The following is a 17,162-nucleotide window of genomic DNA, read 5'->3' on the forward strand; positions in this document are numbered from 1 at the left end:
GTCAATTCATTGAAGTCTAATACAGGCAAAAGGCTGCTTGATTACGCCTTGAAAGCCAAAGGAACATTTATCGCTGCATTAATTATGCTTACTATTGGTGTTGCGGCCGAGCTTGCCGGGCCGTTCATCGCCAAATCCATGATCGACAATCACTTGCTCGCGATTGAGCAGCCTTTCTATGAGACAACAGCTTCTGATGAAGCCGCAGTCTACAACGGTAAGAACTACAAACGCGAAGGCTTGTTCGAACCGGATGAAAACAAAGGTTCCGAAGTGCGGGTATTACAAGCCGGCAGAAGTTTTTATTTTGTAAACGAACCGGTAAGCGCACCTGACGGGGACCGCACATATACGGATGGAACCCTCACGGTTACACGCGCAGGTGAGGTAACAGGCCAATATGCGGCAACCCCCCTGTCCGCTGGTGAACTGTTTGCTTTTTACAAACCGGAGATGCCCAGCATCTATCAATTAATTGTGTATTACATGATCTTCCTCGTGATCTCGGTCATTATGGAGTTTGGTAAAACTTTCTGGCTGCAATCCTCGGCCAACAAGGTCATTCAAAGACTGCGTAACGATGTGTATGCCCATATTCAGCGACTGCCGGTGCACTTTTTTGATAACCTGCCCGCAGGTAAAGTTGTATCTCGAGTCACAAACGATACAGAAGCCGTCAAGGATCTGTTCGTTGCTGTTCTTTCGAACTTTTTCTCAGGAATCATCACAATTACAGGTGTGTATGTCGCACTCTTCCTTCTTGATGTTCGCCTGGGTCTAATCTCATTATTCGTTGTGCCGATGCTCATTACATGGATTGTGCTCTATCGCAAATTCGCCACTCGCTACAACACGATCATTCGATCCCGACTGAGTGAAATCAATGCAATCATTAACGAGTCCATTCAGGGGATGTCCATTATCCGCGTATTCCGCCATCAGAAACAAACCAAACAGGAATTCGAAGATCTGAATGATGACTATATGAAACACCAGAACAAAATGCTGAACCTGAATGCCTTCACCTCACACAACCTGGTTAACGTATTACGTAATATCGCATTTGCGGTGGTCCTGTGGTATTTTGGTTCCAGTGTGCTGGATGGCACAAGTATTATCTCATTAGGTGTTCTGTATGCCTTCGTTGATGTTCTGGGTCGCTTGTTCCAGCCAATCACCGGTATGGTGAATCAACTCGCCAACCTGGACTCCTCCCTCGTATCCGCTGGTCGCGTCTTTGAGCTGATGGATGAAAAGGGAGAAGCTGTAACCGATGGCTCTATGCCAAGATACAAAGGGAATGTTGTCTTCGATGATGTATCCTTTGCCTATAAAAAAGATTACGTGCTTCACAATATCTCGTTTAAAGCATCCCAAGGTCAGACGGTCGCTCTGGTCGGTCACACCGGTTCAGGTAAAAGCTCAATCATCAACCTGCTGTTCCGGTTCTATGATCCGCAAAAAGGCAAGATCACGATTGACGGTCAGAACGTCAAAGATCTGCCTAAACAGTGGATTCGCGAGCATATGGGGATTGTATTGCAGGACCCGTATCTGTTCACAGGCACCATTGCTTCCAACGTCAGTCTCGGCGATGAGAAGATCTCCCGTGAACGAATTGAACAGGCGCTGCGTGATGTAGGCGCTGAACGTATACTGGCTCATTTGCCTCAAGGCTTTGACGAACCTGTCATCGAAAAAGGAAGCACATTGTCTGCTGGACAGCGTCAGTTGATCTCCTTTGCTCGTGCACTGGCGTTTGATCCGGCCATCCTCATTTTGGATGAAGCGACAGCCAATATTGATACGGAAACGGAAGCATTAATTCAGAACGCACTCGAAGTCCTCAAAAAAGGACGTACCACCTTCATCATTGCTCACCGTCTGTCCACTATTCGTTCGGCAGATCAGATTCTGGTTTTGCATCGTGGACGTATCGTTGAGCAAGGTGCACATGATGAACTGATGGAGCTTAAAGGCCGCTATTATAAGATGTATCAGCTTCAGCAAGGTGCGCAAGCAGCAGCGAGTGCAACCAGTGGGAATCCGTCGGGTGAGATCATTCCAACCTCAACCTCCTTTGCCGGAGGCAATGCATAACAGAGTAAAACAGAAAGCTCTTTAAGTAACCAATCAAAATGATGTACTCGACGGCAACACAAAAACCGATCTACACAGCTACCTCAGGGTTTGCGGTGTAGATCGGTTTTTTGTATTTTCATCGGGATTCAAATTCCGTTACTGTTTATTTCGGCCAGACAAAAAAACAATCCGCGCGCAACCTCACGGCTGCTGCGGATTATCTATCCATCCTTTGATCGTATATCCCATGTACATCACGGTCTCTCTTGCGAGAAAAGGAAACTTGCTGCGCCAGGTTCGATACGCCGTAGTTCGTGTCGGAGAAGGTACGGCATCCATACCCAGTCCGGCAGCCAGCTTCATGGCCCGTTTCATATGTAAAGGATCACTCACAATCGTATAGGTTTGATAACCGGCCTGTTCACCAATTGGAATTGAATTGACCAGATTCTCCTCGGTAATTCTGGATTTGGTCTCTATGCGAATGTCCGCAGGATCTACTCCATGTGCGATGGCATACTTCTGACCCACTTCAGCTTCCGTATGTTCTCCATCATCACCTGACCCGCCTGTGAAAAGCAGATTACGAACGGTACCCTGACGGTATAATTCAATCCCGTGTTCAATACGTTCGCGAAATACAGGTGAAGGGTTATCCCCCGCCACGGCTGCGCCTAGAATGATCGCTGCATCCGATATTCTGGATGAATCCTCATCCGTATATGCTGATATACGTATTGCGGTAATCCCAGTCCACAAGATTCCAATCAATACTACAGCCAGAGCCGTCATTAATATCCAGCGTTTCGTTATCCGTTTGCTTGTCATTCATCCTCTTCCAAAGCCCTTGCTTGCATACTCTCGGTATGCATACGCTCCAGTGTCTGCAGAGCTGCTGCGGATTCAGCATCCAGACCAAGCTCTGCAATCCAGGCACCCGTATATTGCTGAAGACGGATCTCCAACTCCTGTGCACGGTCTTTGAAATCCTCCAATTCCTTAATCATGCGTGATCGTCCTTCCGGACTGAATGTCTCATGAATTCGTTCCTTGAAATAATGATGTACAATACGGTTACGTTGCTGCCATAACTCATTCAACTGGCGAGTCTCTTCCTCAGAGAATGTAAAATGATGGCGCACTTCGTGAATGAGCTGCCCCAGTGAACTGCTCATCTTTCGTTCGTACAGATCTTCCAGATCCTCTTCAGACACGGCTTTGCCCTGAGACATTTTCATTAATAAAATCAGATTGACCAGCTGCTGTTCAAGCGCCTGCCCGTAGTACACTGCCAATCCGTAATAGGCAAACAATTCCCTGGAGTGTTCGCTGTCCAGCATGTCACCATTCTGGATATCTGTATTTTGCATATGCGAGCGCCCCCTTCAACCGTACAATGTTAACTATTCCATGTCCCTCTATCCTAACCAAACCAAGAGCAACATTCAAGTTATCGGGAAGCGCGTCTTCTAACTCCGCAGATCTCTTCTTCCGGACAGCCACACATGGATGATTAGTAACCCTAATGCATAGAGCACAGTCCACAGCATAACCGAAACAAAAGAATCCATCTTTGATTCATCAAATAACATCATCTCACGAACCAGATAAAAGGTTGGTGGAAGAATGCGGCCAAGCCATTCTAACGATCCAGGCAAACGTTCACTTAAGGAACCTTGGATAAACGATAGTAATAATACAATAATGAGGGCAGGCATACTGCGACTAAGCAAGGGAATGTACGATTTTTGAAAAAATACACTGATGCCTAATCCCAGCAGTGATAACCCCAGATGGCCTAACCAAGTCATCATCCACTCCTCACCTGTGGGTTGTCTCTCGAACATTCCCGCGAACACGGGATACAGCACAGTGATTGCGGTGAGCATGAATTGCATTATCCAGGCACAGATGAGTTGACTTAATACAACTTTACGCCTGCTTCCTGTATGAAGGACAAGTAATTGATACTGCTTAGCAGGTTCGGTATTCATCACCATTACTCCGAGCCAAGCAGCTGCCAGAAATAACAGCATAGCCGTGACACTGTAACTGTCCGCAATAGGGTTGGGTTTGTAGGAATAGATCAGCAGCATGGCGATGATATAAAAGATAACCGGTGCAAAATATTTCTGTGAGCGAATGTGATGCCTTAACAAATATCGGGTCAGATAGATCATTCGGCTTCTCCCCCCGCATCATCCATGGAAGAGCTTAAGTCCACAGATTCTGTGACACCTCTATGACTCGCATGTACAGCTGGATGTTGTCCTTCCAGCAGACTTTCCATATGTAATTGACTTTCTTCCTGTTGTACAGACACAACCGAACCTCCGGAAGCCAGAATCATTCTGAGGACATCATCTGTTGATTGTTGAACCACTTTCCAATCCCACAACCAAGAATTGGATATCCCTGAGCTTGTATTACGAACTAAAGACAGTACTTCCGGTTGTTGTACAATAGATAGATCGTTAGCCAGATCCTCTCCAGCTTCCGTCAGACTTTGAATACGTACAACGGGTTCGCCAGCTTGAAGTATATCTTCACGACTCCAGTAGCGGAGCACGCGGCCTTTCTTCAACACAATCACCTGGTCTGCCAAACGTTCAATTAGCAACGGTTCATGACAAGCTGTAACGATGGATGTCCCTTCACCCTTCCATTGCCCCAATAAGGATACAATGCCCTCTTGAGCTGGAATATCCAAGCCTGATAAAGGTTCATCCAGCAGCAAAAGTCCACCCGGTCCAGGTAACAGGGCCTGAATCAAATTTACTTTTTGCAATGTGCCCTTGGATAATAGGGGTAACTTCTGATCGATCGCGGTATCGAGATATAAAAGTTCACTAAGTTCTCTAATCCGCCCACGCAGTACTTCGGGGCTAATGCCCCGAATACGACCCATATCCCACAAGTACTCTCCAGAGGTAAAGGGTAAACGTGGCAGGCCATCTACTGCATACCCTTCAGAACCCTTCATTGTGCGCTGGATCGATCCTGTATCGGGTAACAAAATACCTGCCAACATACGTAGCAACGTGCTTTTGCCCGAGCCGTTTCTGCCAACAAGTACAGCACATTCGCCCTGCTTCACTTCCAGATTAATTTCATCAAGTACTTGAGCATTACCTAATCGCTTGCTCACTTGTTGAAGCAACATACCTCGACCTGATGAGTCTGGTACATCTTGATTGGCTTTCTTGAAAAGTCCACGTTTACTCCATATCACCTGGGATCACATCCGTTCTGGAGCTTGCACACCTAGCAAATGTAAACTGTACGCGAGGCGTTCGGCAGTCCGTTTGGCCAATGCCACTCGGAAGGATCTTACATCAGATGACGCATCCGCAATGCGTTCGGCGTGATAGAAGCGGTTGAACGCCTGAGCGACATCTATTGTATATTTGGCAATGACCGAAGGCTCATTCCGATGAATTGCTTTTTCCAGATACTCGTGATATTCACCAAGCAGTTTCAGCAATGCCCATGAGGTATCTCCGATACTGGATGAAGTAGTCCCTGTGTCATTTACATCATCTGCAATCGTGCCGTTAGTCAAAGGGTTTTCATTTTCCACGCGGATCGCCTCTTCTGCCTTGGCAAGCACACTTTGAATCCGGGCATGGGTATACTGCACATAAGGTCCGGTCTCTCCTTCAAAACTCACCGCATCCTCCAAGGAGAAGTCCACATCGTTTAACCGATTATTACGCAGATCACCGAAGACAATGGCACCTACACCAACAGCCTCAGCCACCTTCTGAGGGTTCTCCAGATTCGGGTTTTTCTCCTGAATAATCTGCAAAGCACGAGCGACTGCCTCATCCAACACTTCCTGCAAAAAGACGACTTTACCGCGGCGGGTAGACATTTTCCGTCCCTCAAAACGCATTAATCCAAACGGGATATGTTCACACTTCGCAGACCATTCATGACCCATCCGGGATAGGACAGCAAATACCTGCCGGAAATGTAACTTCTGCTCGCCTCCGACCACGTATAACAACCGATCTGCCTTCATCACCTCATGACGATAAACTGACGTAGCCAAATCCCGAGTAGGATAGATTGTTGTTCCATCTTTTTTGATAATCAGGCACGGGGGCATGTTCTCATCTTCCAGACGTACCACGAGTGCTCCATCACTCTCTTCAAGTAAACCTTTTGCCTTCAGTTCTTCAACCACTGCACCCATCTTGTCATTGTAAAAGCTCTCCCCCAGCGTATGGTCGAACTGCACATTCAGACGTTCATACATCCGGTTGAATTCCTTCATGCTCACTTCCACAAAGAACGCCCATAACCGCTGTGCTTCATCATCCCCTTGCTCCAGCTTGCGGAACCAGTCGCGTGCCTCAATCTCCAGAGAAGGATCGTTCTCCGCCTCATCGTGGAAGCGCACATACAGTTCCAGTGACGTACGGATCGGGTCTGCCTGCAACGCTTCATCATTGCCCCACCGTTTGTACGCTGCGATCTGCTTGCCAAACTGGGTTCCCCAGTCTCCCAAGTGATTCACACTTACAGAGGTATAACCCGCTTCGTTATACAACCGATACAGTGCCGCACCGATTACAGTAGAACGCAAATGTCCAATTCCGAAGGGTTTTGCGATGTTAGGGGAAGACATATCAATCACAACACGTGAACCTTGACCAAGCTGAAGCTTACCAAATGCCGCATTCCCCAGTTCTTTCAGCAGATTCGGCGCGAGCTTCTCCCGATTGAAATGGATATTTACATACGGCCCGGCGGGAGTCGCTTCAATTCCAGATGCCTGCAATCCCGTTGCGAGCTCAGTCGCAATAACTGCCGGTGCTTTCTTTAATAACTTCGCTAATGCAAAACAAGGGAATGCTGCATCCCCCATCTCCGCCTGAGGTGGGACTTCCAGTAATCTCAGAACCTCTTCTTCATTCAATCCCGTTAAAGGGGCAATATCGGCCGCAGCCTGCTTCATCAACATGCCAAACACTCCTTATCCATTCATTATTGGCTGGAAATAAACACAAAAAAGCTCTCGTCTCTAAATAAGAGACGAGAGCTGAATTAACAGTTCCCGCGGTACCACTCTAGGTGAACAGGCTACTCCTAATATGCATCAACATGCATACCAGTAAAACTGTTCCGCTCGATGCGTATAACGGTCGCAAGCCGGGTTACCCTCAGACAGATATGGTCTATCCCAATCGGGATACGCACATCTTTTCGGATAACCATCTCACGGGTGCGGTTCACTCAGGTCATGTCATACCGGCTTCCACCTCTCCCGGCTCGCTGTCATGTATGGATCTGGCTACTCTCCCGATCATTGATATTCTTCGTTTCAATTCATTGCCATCATTATACATACCACGATCAGACTTGGCAACCTACACTAAAAATCCCCTACTGAAAGTCAACACATAGGCACATCGTCTCAGATGCTTGTGTTCACTGCCTTCCCTTAGGGGACAACGGTCATTATCGGTTTTATTTATATATTCCAGTAAAATAATATTTACGCTACTGCTGCCATCAACCGGCAAGCTTCTGCACATCTGCGGCAAGCCTCTGCACATGCTTGGCAGTGATCATGGTGGTGTTTGCCACACTCAGCGGCGCAAGCTTCACAAGCTTTCACACACAATTCGCATATTTCAGCAATGAAATCACTTCCACGTGTCATTGCTTGTGCAGCAAAACTGCAGATCTCCGCACATTCCCGATTCAAACGAATGCAATCACGCAACATCGCCAGATCATATTCTTTCAGACTCGATATGTAACATACGTTGCATGCATTCATGCACTCCAGGCAAGCATCGATACATTGTTGATATTGTTGTTGTGTCATTTAAAGTTACCTCCCAGGCAAAGTTTGCTATGCATCTTAATACCCAGTTCGGAGGAATATTGAATCATCTAACCTACTTTATCGCTTCCAATTCCAGTAATTGGTCACGAATGACAGTTTGGTCAAAATGTTCACCTATAAACACAGCAACATTAGGGACCTCTCCCTGAGGTGTGATCTTCATGTAATCCGATTCACGGTAGGCATACTGGAACCAGAAACGGCTCGCCGTGTCACTAAACGATAAAATACCTTTTGCTCGATACACATCCCGTGGCAAAGCAGATACAAATTGTTCAAATGCTTCGCTGTTCACCGGATGACTGAAATAATGCGTATACACCATGACATGTTCGTGTGATGCATGAGGCGCAGAATGCTCGTGACTGTGGGCATGGACATGGCTATGGGATGCTTCAGTATTCGTATCATCGCCTTGGACTGTATGATCTGTATGTTCATGACCATGACTGCATCCATGTGTACCACAGGCTTCTGTATGCACATGATGCTCTTGGTGAGCCGGCTTGTCTACTTCAGAAGCTGAATCACGTACATGCACGTCTGCCCCGCTGCGAAGCAACAGATCCATCTCTACCTCACATTTCACCGTAGGAATTACAGGGGCGAAGCCATTCCATTTTGCCAAAAGCTGCTCCAGATCCTGCAGTTCCTGTGCACTCACCCGATCCGTTTTATTCAAGAGAAGCACAGACGCACAACGAATCTGCTCCTGCATCAGTTTGAACGTCTGCCCCTTCTGCTCCTGATACAGGCCAGATAGATGTGCTGCATCCACAACAGTAATGAGACTTTTCAGTTCCAGTCGCATGTAGAGTGAGGTCTCCGTTACCGCATCCAGAATCTCCATTGGATTCGCCGCACCGGTTGCTTCAATGATGATCACATCCGGTGATTCCTCCTGAACGAGATCGGCAAGTTGCAATCCCAAGTCACCACGTACGGTACAACAGATGCAGCCACCTAACATCTCTGTCATTGGAACGGTGGAATCCACAATCTGACCATCCAGATTGACTTCGCCCAACTCATTCATAACCACTGCGGGACGCAAACCCTGCTGTTGCCAATGTTCAATCAACTGAACAAGCAGTGTTGTTTTGCCACTCCCCAAAAAACCTGACAGTATATATACAGGTATGGATTGTTCTTTTATAATCGTTTCATTCATGCGTATACACCTCTCTGATTGTCCTTCTTGTAACCTGATCTATCTATATCTAGCGAGTGTACACCATCCCGCATTCGTTGTGCAATAACGTTCAACTCTTCCCCAGTACATTGCCTGATTCTAACGGATGGTCTATGCTATGAGGACATGTTGATTGAAGGAGGAAGTTTCATGACTAATTCAGTGGAACAACATCGCCAGGAAGCTCCAACCACGGTATCGTGCATGATTGTTACAGTATCGGACACACGCACTAAAGACACTGACACCAGTGGCCAGCTCATGCACCAGCTTCTGAATGAAGCAGGTTATCAGATCGTTGAATACATCATCACACCAGATGAAACGGAGAACATTCGAAGCATCCTGCAAGATGCAGCTGTTCGTGATGATATTGAAGCGGTGCTACTTAGCGGCGGGACAGGGATTGCACCCCGAGATACAACCTACGAAGCAGTATCCTCACTACTGGACAAGGAACTACCGGGCTTTGGTGAGATCTTCCGTTTTCTCAGTTACACCGAAGATATCGGTTCCGCTGCCATCCTGAGCAGAGCCGTCGCTGGAACGATTGGACGCACAGCCGTATTCTCCATGCCGGGTTCCAAAGGAGCCGTCAAATTGGCCATGGAAAAACTCATTTTGCCCGAGCTGCGGCATGTGATGCGTGAAATATATAAACCCGTCTGAAAGATCAGACGGGTTTTTCGGGTTTATTTTCAGCTGTATGGTAAATTACGAAGGGGTTCTCGCTCAACTTACCTTAGTTGCCCCAGCACATGTTGGAACACCTGCATAACATCCTGTTCATACTTGTCCTTTTCCCCACCGGAAGCTGTATAAACGAGTGAGACGTATCCTTTGCTGCGAATCGTTGTCCGGCCAAGCGCATTCTCCAAGACAGCCTCATCACGATTCTCACTATACATTTGTTTCATGCTGGCCGCCCGGGTTGTCGCATCACTGAAAATATGGACTTTCACGATGTGTCTGCCACTTCCATTCAACAAATACATATAAGAGATCCCGCCATGGTCGTCATCGGCAGACATGTTATTCATCAGTTGAATGCCTTTTGCTTCAAAACTCTTACTGATCTCACTCACCAATTCACCGTTTAATCCGTGTCCTTGACTCTGTGCCCGCACATTTCCTTCATCTGTCGCTTCGCGGGTGTAGACCTTCCGCTCCTGCTCAATGGATGATGCCGAACAAGCCGCCAGGGACCAGACACTCGTGATCAACACACCACTTACAAGTACCGACTTCATTGTTTTTCCAACCAGACTTCGCCCTTTTCTAGCAAACCACATGCCAATCCTTCCTTTCCAGCCACGTGTGCTGTGACCCAATCAGGTAGAATTAGCATGTCTAAGGACTTAGAATCTTATGCGGATGGCAGATCTGATATTGTATTGACCACCGTACGACCCACTGCACCACCTTGGAGTATCGTCTCCAGCGTAAGAGGCAATTGATCCAAGGAAATTTCCCGAATTCCCAGTTCCAGCGCGCGCTCCGGTTTCCATTCTCCGCCGAGCAGTTTCCACAATCGTTCCCGACGTTCCATCGGACAATATACAGAGTCTATACCAATAAGCTGGATGCCACGCAAAATAAACGGAAGTACCGTGGATTCAAAAGCTGTGCCTCCAGTTAACCCGGATACCGCTACCGCACCTCCGTATTGAATCTGTTTCAATCGCTCCGCAAGAGCCGGTCCTCCTGTTGGATCAACAACTCCCGCCCATAGCTGTTTCCCCATCGCTCCTTTAGCTGGAGCATCAGCTTCTTCACGAGTAATAACCTCTGAGGCGCCCAAGTTTCGGAGCAATGACTCCTCCTGATCCTTCTTGCCTGTGCTGGCTGTTACTTCAAAGCCAAGCTTCGCCAGAATCGCTACTGCCATACTGCCAACACCACCCGTTGCACCCGTAACCAGAACCTTGCCCATCTCCGGTGTCACTCCAGCCTGTAACAGCGCATCTACCGAAAGTGCAGCCGTAAATCCTGCGGTTCCAATTGCCATGGCTTCTTTCTCACTGAGACCCGGTGGCAGAGGCACCAGCCATTCACTGCGCAGACGAGCATACTCGCTATAGCCTCCATAATGGGATACGCCAGGTTCAAATCCTGTACTGATCACCCGATCTCCTGGTGCAAAACGTCCACTGACCGACTCCTCTACCGTTCCGGCCAGATCAATCCCCGGGACCATCGGGTACTCACGAACGACACCACCTTTCTCAAGGGTAGCGAGTCCGTCTTTATAATTGACACTGGAATACTGCACCTGTACCGTTACATCTCCATTTGGCAGATCTTCCTGCTTCAGTTGCTCTATAGCAGCTTTCACTCCGCCCTGTTCTTCTTTACGGACAACATATGCGTTAAAATGGTTTTTCATCGATAACCACTCCTTCTTTGGATTGTATATATTTTTCCATTAAGCACATGAATTGTTCGCATTCAGGCTTAACGGCTACCTTTTACTTCTGGATTCTTCAGATGTGGATGATCAAGCTCTGTCTCTCCTGAGCGTCAACAGATAGATTAGTGGACCCACAATAGGGATGATGCCTGCCGCGGTCCAAGCTGCTGAACGTCGACTCAGTTTAGTATCCCTGTATATCGCAATCATGGAAAGTAAGGTCAGCAGCACAAAATCAATCGTCATGATATGTACAAAGGCAGATTGCTTGAATGCTTCCATATATACATCCGGATGACCTTGCGTCACGGCATAGAAAGCTGTCCCCAGCGTTAACAGCAGAAGGACGACATGCGTCAGTTTGTGGGCTGCTACCCGTCCAATTCCCGCCTCCCGCTGATGACCAAAATGTAAGTTTGCGTAACCCGAAGCTCTATTTGCGGATGATGACCATGCATAATAGGGAAGCAGGGCAAAAGCACCCAGTCCGAAAGAAAGTATGACAAAAGGCCAAGCCGGTACACGGCCACCTCGTTCTTTCACAGATGTTCTTAACAGCATACAGACATAAACTGCCGGGAAAATACCTAACCACGAAAATACCGTAAGTAACCAAGGCTCTTTGCTTTGCAGGGTGATCAGTTCTTTGAATATCGGATCACTTCCAGGTGACTGCCCTGGTGCCAACAACACTGCATAGGCAATAAAAGCGATCCAGACCAGTCCTAATATCCATCTCATGTCTGCACCTCCTCTTACTTTCATCCCCTACAGCTGCGGGATTGAAACAATGCGATGCAGAATTTGGCGTCTCGTGCGCTTTCCCGAGAAATAATTACTGCTTTTCCCCTACAACCTCTTGAATTGGGCATGACTATTTCCAGTATAGCCTGCTACCTTGGCAGTCTGTCCATGAGATTTCTTACATCACTGGTCCACCTCATCGGGATCATATAAGAATAACGTCTATCAACTATCGACGTACTTTCACAGAAGACAGAACGCGTATAGCGGAAATTTTGCTTGCAATCATCGAATCGTTCAACTCCGCTAAGAACGTATACATTCTATAGGCAGCAAAAAGGCATAAGCCAGTATACCTCACTGGTTATGCCTCTCTGTAATTCTTATGTGTGAATTATTCCTCTGTGGATTTCACATGTTCCGCAATGAGCTTCTGCTTCATATTCCATGCCGCAGGGCTGATGTTCACACGGTAGATCTCCGGGTTGAGCTTCCGTTGGTATTCAGGCCAGAAGAGGTTCATCTGTTCCCGGTGATACGCACGAATCTCATCCAGATTAGGCAGTTCATACACTTTACGTCCATTCACAAAGATTGGCTCCAGCATATTGACCGCTTCGTAGCGGGTAACCGTCTTTTTCAGGTAAGGGTGTAGCGGGTTGAACAGCTTGAGCGGTCCGCCCTGTAGCGGCTGCTCTTCCTCTGGATAGCAGATATAATCTGCAATCGCTTTGCCATGTTTCGGATCAATGATCCGGAACACTTCCTTTTTACCTGGAGTGGACACCTTTTCAGGATTGGCAGATATTTTGATCGTAGGCAACATGGCACCGTCCACTTCACGCTCCACCAATTTGTACACTCCACCCAAAGATGGCTGGTCAGAAGCGGTAATCAACTGTGTACCAACACCCCATGTATCAATCCGTGCTCCTTGAGCCTTCAGGTTGAAAATCGTATTTTCATCCAAATCATTGGATGCTACAATTTTCACATAATCCAGCCCAGCCTCATCCAACATCTGACGTGCCTGAATCGACAAGTACGCTAGGTCACCACTGTCGAGACGAATCGCATTCATCTTTTTGCCTTGGCTCTCCAACTTCTTGGCTGTTTTGATGGCGTGAGGTACTCCACTGTTCAATGTGTCAAAGGTATCAACCAACAGTGTAACCTGATCAGGCAACACTTTGGCATACACGTCAAAGGCCTCCTGTTCGCTCATAAAGCTCTGTACCCAGGAATGGGCATGTGTACCTGCTGTTGGGATCCCAAAGCGCTCTCCGGCCAGCATATTAGACGTTGCATCGAAGCCTGCTACATACGAGGCACGTGCGCCCCAGATGGCAGCATCCGCTTCCTGCGCACGCCGTGTGCCGAATTCGAGCAACGTATCCTGTTGTGCTACCTGTTTGATCCGCGAAGCCTTGGTTGCAATCAACGTCTGATAATTCATGAAGTTAAGTATCGCCGTCTCCACCAATTGAGTCTCCATAATGGAGCCTTCTACCCGAATGAGCGGTTCGTCAGGGAAAACAATTGCACCCTCCTTCATGGAATGAATCGTCCCCTGAAATGAAAACTGGAGCAACTCTTCCAGAAAGACCGGATCGTAATTTTCCTCTTGTTTGGATAAAAATTTGATGTCGTCCATCGTAAACCGAAGCTGGCTGATATAGTTCACAATACGTTCCAATCCGGCAAATACCGCATATCCGTTACCAAAAGGAAGTTTACGGAAATAGGCTTCAAATACCGCCTTCCGCTTGTGAGTACCATTCACCCAATGGGCGTACATCATATTGATCTGATATTTATCCGTATGTAAAGCCAGGCTAGTTGTCTGCATTTGTCTCATCCTCTCTGACTTCCGCTCGTGCCCCCAGATTTCATCTGTGAACACGGGTTAACATATGGAGACTCATTCTTCATGATTCTGTTCATCCGTATTAAACAAACAAGTCTCCCGTAAAAAACTCTATACACCATTCACCACATTCATCCGGTTCCTAACATGGAGTCAACCAAACATGACTATGGAGTAAATTAAGCCAAGACTGTCTCGCTCGCCTTAACCACCGAAGCACCAAGGCTGGAACGAAAATGTCCAAGTGCCCACTCATGCCCTGCCGGATTGAAGCTGGCAACGGCATCTTCGTATACCGTAATATGAAAACCTTTATTGTAAGCGTCCACTGCGGTATGCAATATGCAAATATCCGTGCATACCCCAATCAGTGCAATATCCGTAATACCACGTGCACGCAGTCTGAGTTCCAGATCGGTCCCACAGAATGCACTATATCTCGTCTTATCCATCCACTGTATATCTGTTTTCCGTTCTTCCATCACTTGGGCAAGACGACCATATAACTGTCTTCCCTCCGTATTTCTGATGTTATGAGGTGGGAAAAGTACAGTCTCCGGGTGATACGGATCATTCTCTTCGTGCAGATCCACAGCCATGATTACCTCATGTTTGTTCTTACAATAGGCCTCGGTTACAGCTGCAATCGTCTCTTCGATCTCTACTGCTGGCTGACCTACAGGCAAAGAACCTGTCACAAAATCCTTCGTAAAATCAATGACAATCAGTGCTTTCATCGTCAACACTCCCTTAGCCCAGAAATGGTTGATCCTGATTCAATCAGATTGACACATCTACACCTTATTACGTGTAGATGGACAGGCGTGGTACGAGTTCTGTAAAACGATATAACTGCGCCGGACGCTGCGAGTACTGGTTGGAACTCACCAGGTTCCCCTCTTCATCTCTTACTTCTTCCACAATGCCTTTACGGCTGCGGGTAGACGTAATCTTGCGAATGAAGTTTGGTTCTTCAAAATCCGGTACAACACTTTGAATAACCTGATATAATTCACTTAATGTAAAATCACGTGGCAGGAACTGACGAGCAATCGTCGTTTCCAGCATCTGCTGTTGAATACGTCGATAAGCATCTTCAATGATTGTTCTGTGATCAAAGGCCAGTTCCAGTTCTTGCAGCGCCTCCTGAATCGTGAACAACCCAACATCCTCAGCATCATCTGCCGCTTGGCGTTGATCCAGCATCCATTCTTCTACAAGCGCGAAAAATGCGTGTGAGATAATCCAGCCCCTCGGGTCACGACCCGGCTGACTGTATACATTCAAGTATTCCAGATGTCCACCGTCTACACCTGTCTCTTCCATCAACTCACGCTTAGCTGCACCGTAGATGGATTCATTCTCCTGACAAAATCCACCGGGTAATGCCCATCTGCCTGCAAAAGGCCAGCCTTTGCGCTTGATCAGCATCACTTTCAGTTCCCGAATGGGAAGTGTCTTCGTCACCGTCTTGCGCTCCCGCTTGGTTAAGGTGAACATAACGATATCCGCAGGAACACCATCGGGGGTACGATATTTTTGGGAACTATAAGCACGTGCTGCTTGTTCGTCGCTCTCTGCATTGAAGTGTTCGTAGTTTTCGCTCATGGGCACCACCGACTATTTTCATTTTGATAATTTCATTATGACATAATAATATCTTTTGTCAACCGCAGGATTCATGCGTTACGTTCTCGGGCGTGCTATGCGGAATGTCGCCGTAGCCATACATCCCAACGTGCCCGATGCATCACGAACCTCCGATTGAGTCGTAACACTGCGTCCTGCTTGATGCAGTACCGTAGCTGTCACCGTTAATTCCCCTTGTTTCATTGGTGCAAGAAAATGTACGTTCAGATTTGTTGTCACACAGCCGTCTACTTCCATTGCTGCTGTTGCAACCATACCCATCGCCTGGTCCATCAGTGAACTCAATACACCCCCATGAATAATCCCCATGGAGTTGGTATGATGTTCGCCTGCTGTCAACGCAATCTGTACTTCTTTTCCGTCTCCTTTAATATAACGACAGCCGAGAAATCCCCAGAATCGTCCGTCTCCGTCTTCCACCATTTTGTCCAAAATACTCATTATTCATTTCTCCTTTATTCACTGTACGTATCAAGCTCTCTTGATGTCATGTGCCTTTCTCATTAAAAATCAGCCGCGCCACACAAAATAACCCCACAGCGTGGAGCTTTGCTTGGAATTATATTCCGAGTACTTGGCGATAGCCACTCCACATTAACGGTTATGTAATGTCAAAAAAGGCGCGGACAGCGTCCGCACCCTTCCGTCATTTAACCGCAACTGGTCGGAGGTGAATCCGTTCCAGCCTCCACGTTTACTTTTTCAGAAACCGTATCCCGGATTACAGAGATCACTAGTTGAAGCAAGTAGTTGATGTCGCTCTGGCTCTGCTGGAATTCCGTAACCAATGGAATACTGTCCAGTTCGCTTTGCAGATCTTCAATTTCCTGTTCAATTTTGCTGACCATCTCCACATTTTTGAAGCTTTCAAAAGCAACAATCTCTTTTTGTTTTTTCTTGATCGTTGCAATCAACTGCTGGATGCGCTCATGATCCCGAATTTTGGTTTCAGCCTGTTGAAACTGTCTAACTTCCTCACTCGTTCCGAGCATATCAGCCAATTCTTTGGCTTTTCCCATAATGTCGTCGCGTATGACCAGATTGCGCGTATCGTAGGTTGGCATTCCATAATGGTTGTACTGCACTTCTTCCTGCGCCACTGAAATCGCTCCATTCTATGAGATGATATAAGATGAAAACTCAATGTTGCATTAAGCTCAGTCGACTGCTGAGTGACCGCTGCGGCGTCGGATCGTTCTTTTGATCGCTGTTGTCTCCGAATTTTTTCGATTAAGATTGTTCAAGGTTAAAATTCGGAGACAAAGGCGAACGCTTCGCTTCTACAGAATCGATTCCGTCACCTTCGCTACGCTCGGCGTACCCCGCTAAGTGCAAAAAATCATTCATCTTATTTGTG

At 47.2% G+C, this 17,162-nt stretch carries 17 protein-coding genes and 1 other annotated feature; of the genes, 2 read left to right on the forward strand and 15 right to left on the reverse strand.

Features of this window, described 5'->3' with window-relative positions; translation table 11 throughout:
• Positions 1–9: 9 nt before the first annotated feature.
• Positions 10–2,100: an ABC transporter ATP-binding protein gene (locus MHI01_RS06840; protein ID WP_340982821.1), complete on the forward strand. Its 2,091-nt coding sequence runs from the start codon at positions 10–12 to the stop codon at positions 2,098–2,100.
• A 183-nt stretch (positions 2,101–2,283) separates the two neighbouring features.
• Here MHI01_RS06840 and MHI01_RS06845 read toward each other — a convergent pair whose 3' ends face one another.
• The 7 genes from MHI01_RS06845 to MHI01_RS06880 form a co-directional block, all read right to left on the reverse strand.
• Positions 2,284–2,910, reverse strand: coding sequence for a YdcF family protein (locus MHI01_RS06845; protein WP_340982822.1), 627 nt, complete (start codon positions 2,908–2,910; stop codon positions 2,284–2,286).
• Complete coding sequence (locus MHI01_RS06850; RefSeq protein WP_053061520.1) at positions 2,907–3,452, reverse strand: hypothetical protein; 546 nt, start codon at positions 3,450–3,452, stop codon at positions 2,907–2,909. Before MHI01_RS06850 ends, MHI01_RS06845 begins: the two co-directional genes overlap by 4 nt.
• 99 nt (positions 3,453–3,551) lie before the next feature.
• Positions 3,552–4,262, reverse strand: coding sequence for a hypothetical protein (locus MHI01_RS06855; RefSeq protein WP_340982823.1), 711 nt, complete (start codon positions 4,260–4,262; stop codon positions 3,552–3,554).
• The gene (locus MHI01_RS06860; protein ID WP_340982824.1) at positions 4,259–5,314 is read right to left on the reverse strand and encodes an ABC transporter ATP-binding protein; all 1,056 of its coding nucleotides are present in this window, start codon (positions 5,312–5,314) and stop codon (positions 4,259–4,261) included. Before MHI01_RS06860 ends, MHI01_RS06855 begins: the two co-directional genes overlap by 4 nt.
• A 6-nt stretch (positions 5,315–5,320) precedes the next feature.
• Positions 5,321–7,051: an arginine--tRNA ligase gene (gene argS, locus MHI01_RS06865; RefSeq protein ID WP_340982825.1), complete on the reverse strand. Its 1,731-nt coding sequence runs from the start codon at positions 7,049–7,051 to the stop codon at positions 5,321–5,323.
• Between the two features lie 64 nt (positions 7,052–7,115).
• Positions 7,116–7,406: a binding site (T-box leader), on the reverse strand.
• Positions 7,407–7,585: 179 nt separating this feature from the next.
• On the reverse strand, positions 7,586–7,921 hold the full coding sequence (locus MHI01_RS06875) for a four-helix bundle copper-binding protein (protein WP_036609230.1): 336 nt from the start codon (positions 7,919–7,921) through the stop codon (positions 7,586–7,588).
• 73 nt (positions 7,922–7,994) lie between these two features.
• Complete coding sequence (locus MHI01_RS06880; RefSeq protein WP_340982827.1) at positions 7,995–9,113, reverse strand: CobW family GTP-binding protein; 1,119 nt, start codon at positions 9,111–9,113, stop codon at positions 7,995–7,997.
• Between the two features lie 171 nt (positions 9,114–9,284).
• Here MHI01_RS06880 and MHI01_RS06885 point away from each other — a divergent pair, with 171 nt between their 5' ends.
• Complete coding sequence (locus MHI01_RS06885) at positions 9,285–9,803, forward strand: MogA/MoaB family molybdenum cofactor biosynthesis protein (RefSeq protein WP_047842524.1); 519 nt, start codon at positions 9,285–9,287, stop codon at positions 9,801–9,803.
• Between the two features lie 68 nt (positions 9,804–9,871).
• On the opposite strand, the gene MHI01_RS06890 is transcribed toward MHI01_RS06885, so the two are convergent.
• From MHI01_RS06890 to MHI01_RS06925, 8 genes are all read right to left on the reverse strand, one after another.
• Complete coding sequence (locus tag MHI01_RS06890) at positions 9,872–10,426, reverse strand: hypothetical protein (protein WP_076249791.1); 555 nt, start codon at positions 10,424–10,426, stop codon at positions 9,872–9,874.
• A gap of 74 nt (positions 10,427–10,500) precedes the next feature.
• Positions 10,501–11,520 carry an oxidoreductase gene (locus MHI01_RS06895; RefSeq protein ID WP_339198977.1) on the reverse strand — a complete coding sequence of 340 codons (1,020 nt, stop codon included), beginning with the start codon at positions 11,518–11,520 and terminating at the stop codon, positions 10,501–10,503.
• Positions 11,521–11,631: 111 nt separating this feature from the next.
• Entirely contained in the window at positions 11,632–12,285 is a 654-nt protein-coding gene (locus MHI01_RS06900; protein WP_340982828.1) for a hypothetical protein, read from the reverse strand.
• A gap of 397 nt (positions 12,286–12,682) precedes the next feature.
• Positions 12,683–14,137, reverse strand: a complete 1,455-nt coding sequence (locus MHI01_RS06905) for a nicotinate phosphoribosyltransferase (protein WP_036609243.1) — start codon at positions 14,135–14,137, stop codon at positions 12,683–12,685.
• 197 nt (positions 14,138–14,334) lie between these two features.
• On the reverse strand, positions 14,335–14,892 hold the full coding sequence (locus tag MHI01_RS06910) for a cysteine hydrolase family protein (RefSeq protein ID WP_036609245.1): 558 nt from the start codon (positions 14,890–14,892) through the stop codon (positions 14,335–14,337).
• Between the two features lie 67 nt (positions 14,893–14,959).
• Entirely contained in the window at positions 14,960–15,763 is an 804-nt protein-coding gene (locus tag MHI01_RS06915; protein WP_036609248.1) for an NUDIX hydrolase, read from the reverse strand.
• A gap of 78 nt (positions 15,764–15,841) precedes the next feature.
• Entirely contained in the window at positions 15,842–16,246 is a 405-nt protein-coding gene (locus MHI01_RS06920) for a PaaI family thioesterase (protein WP_340982829.1), read from the reverse strand.
• 209 nt (positions 16,247–16,455) lie between these two features.
• Positions 16,456–16,869: a RicAFT regulatory complex protein RicA family protein gene (locus MHI01_RS06925; RefSeq protein WP_197997748.1), complete on the reverse strand. Its 414-nt coding sequence runs from the start codon at positions 16,867–16,869 to the stop codon at positions 16,456–16,458.
• Positions 16,870–17,162 lie beyond the last annotated feature (293 nt).

Source organism: Paenibacillus sp. FSL M7-0656, from assembly GCF_038003225.1.
Taxonomy (GTDB): domain Bacteria; phylum Bacillota; class Bacilli; order Paenibacillales; family Paenibacillaceae; genus Paenibacillus; species Paenibacillus amylolyticus.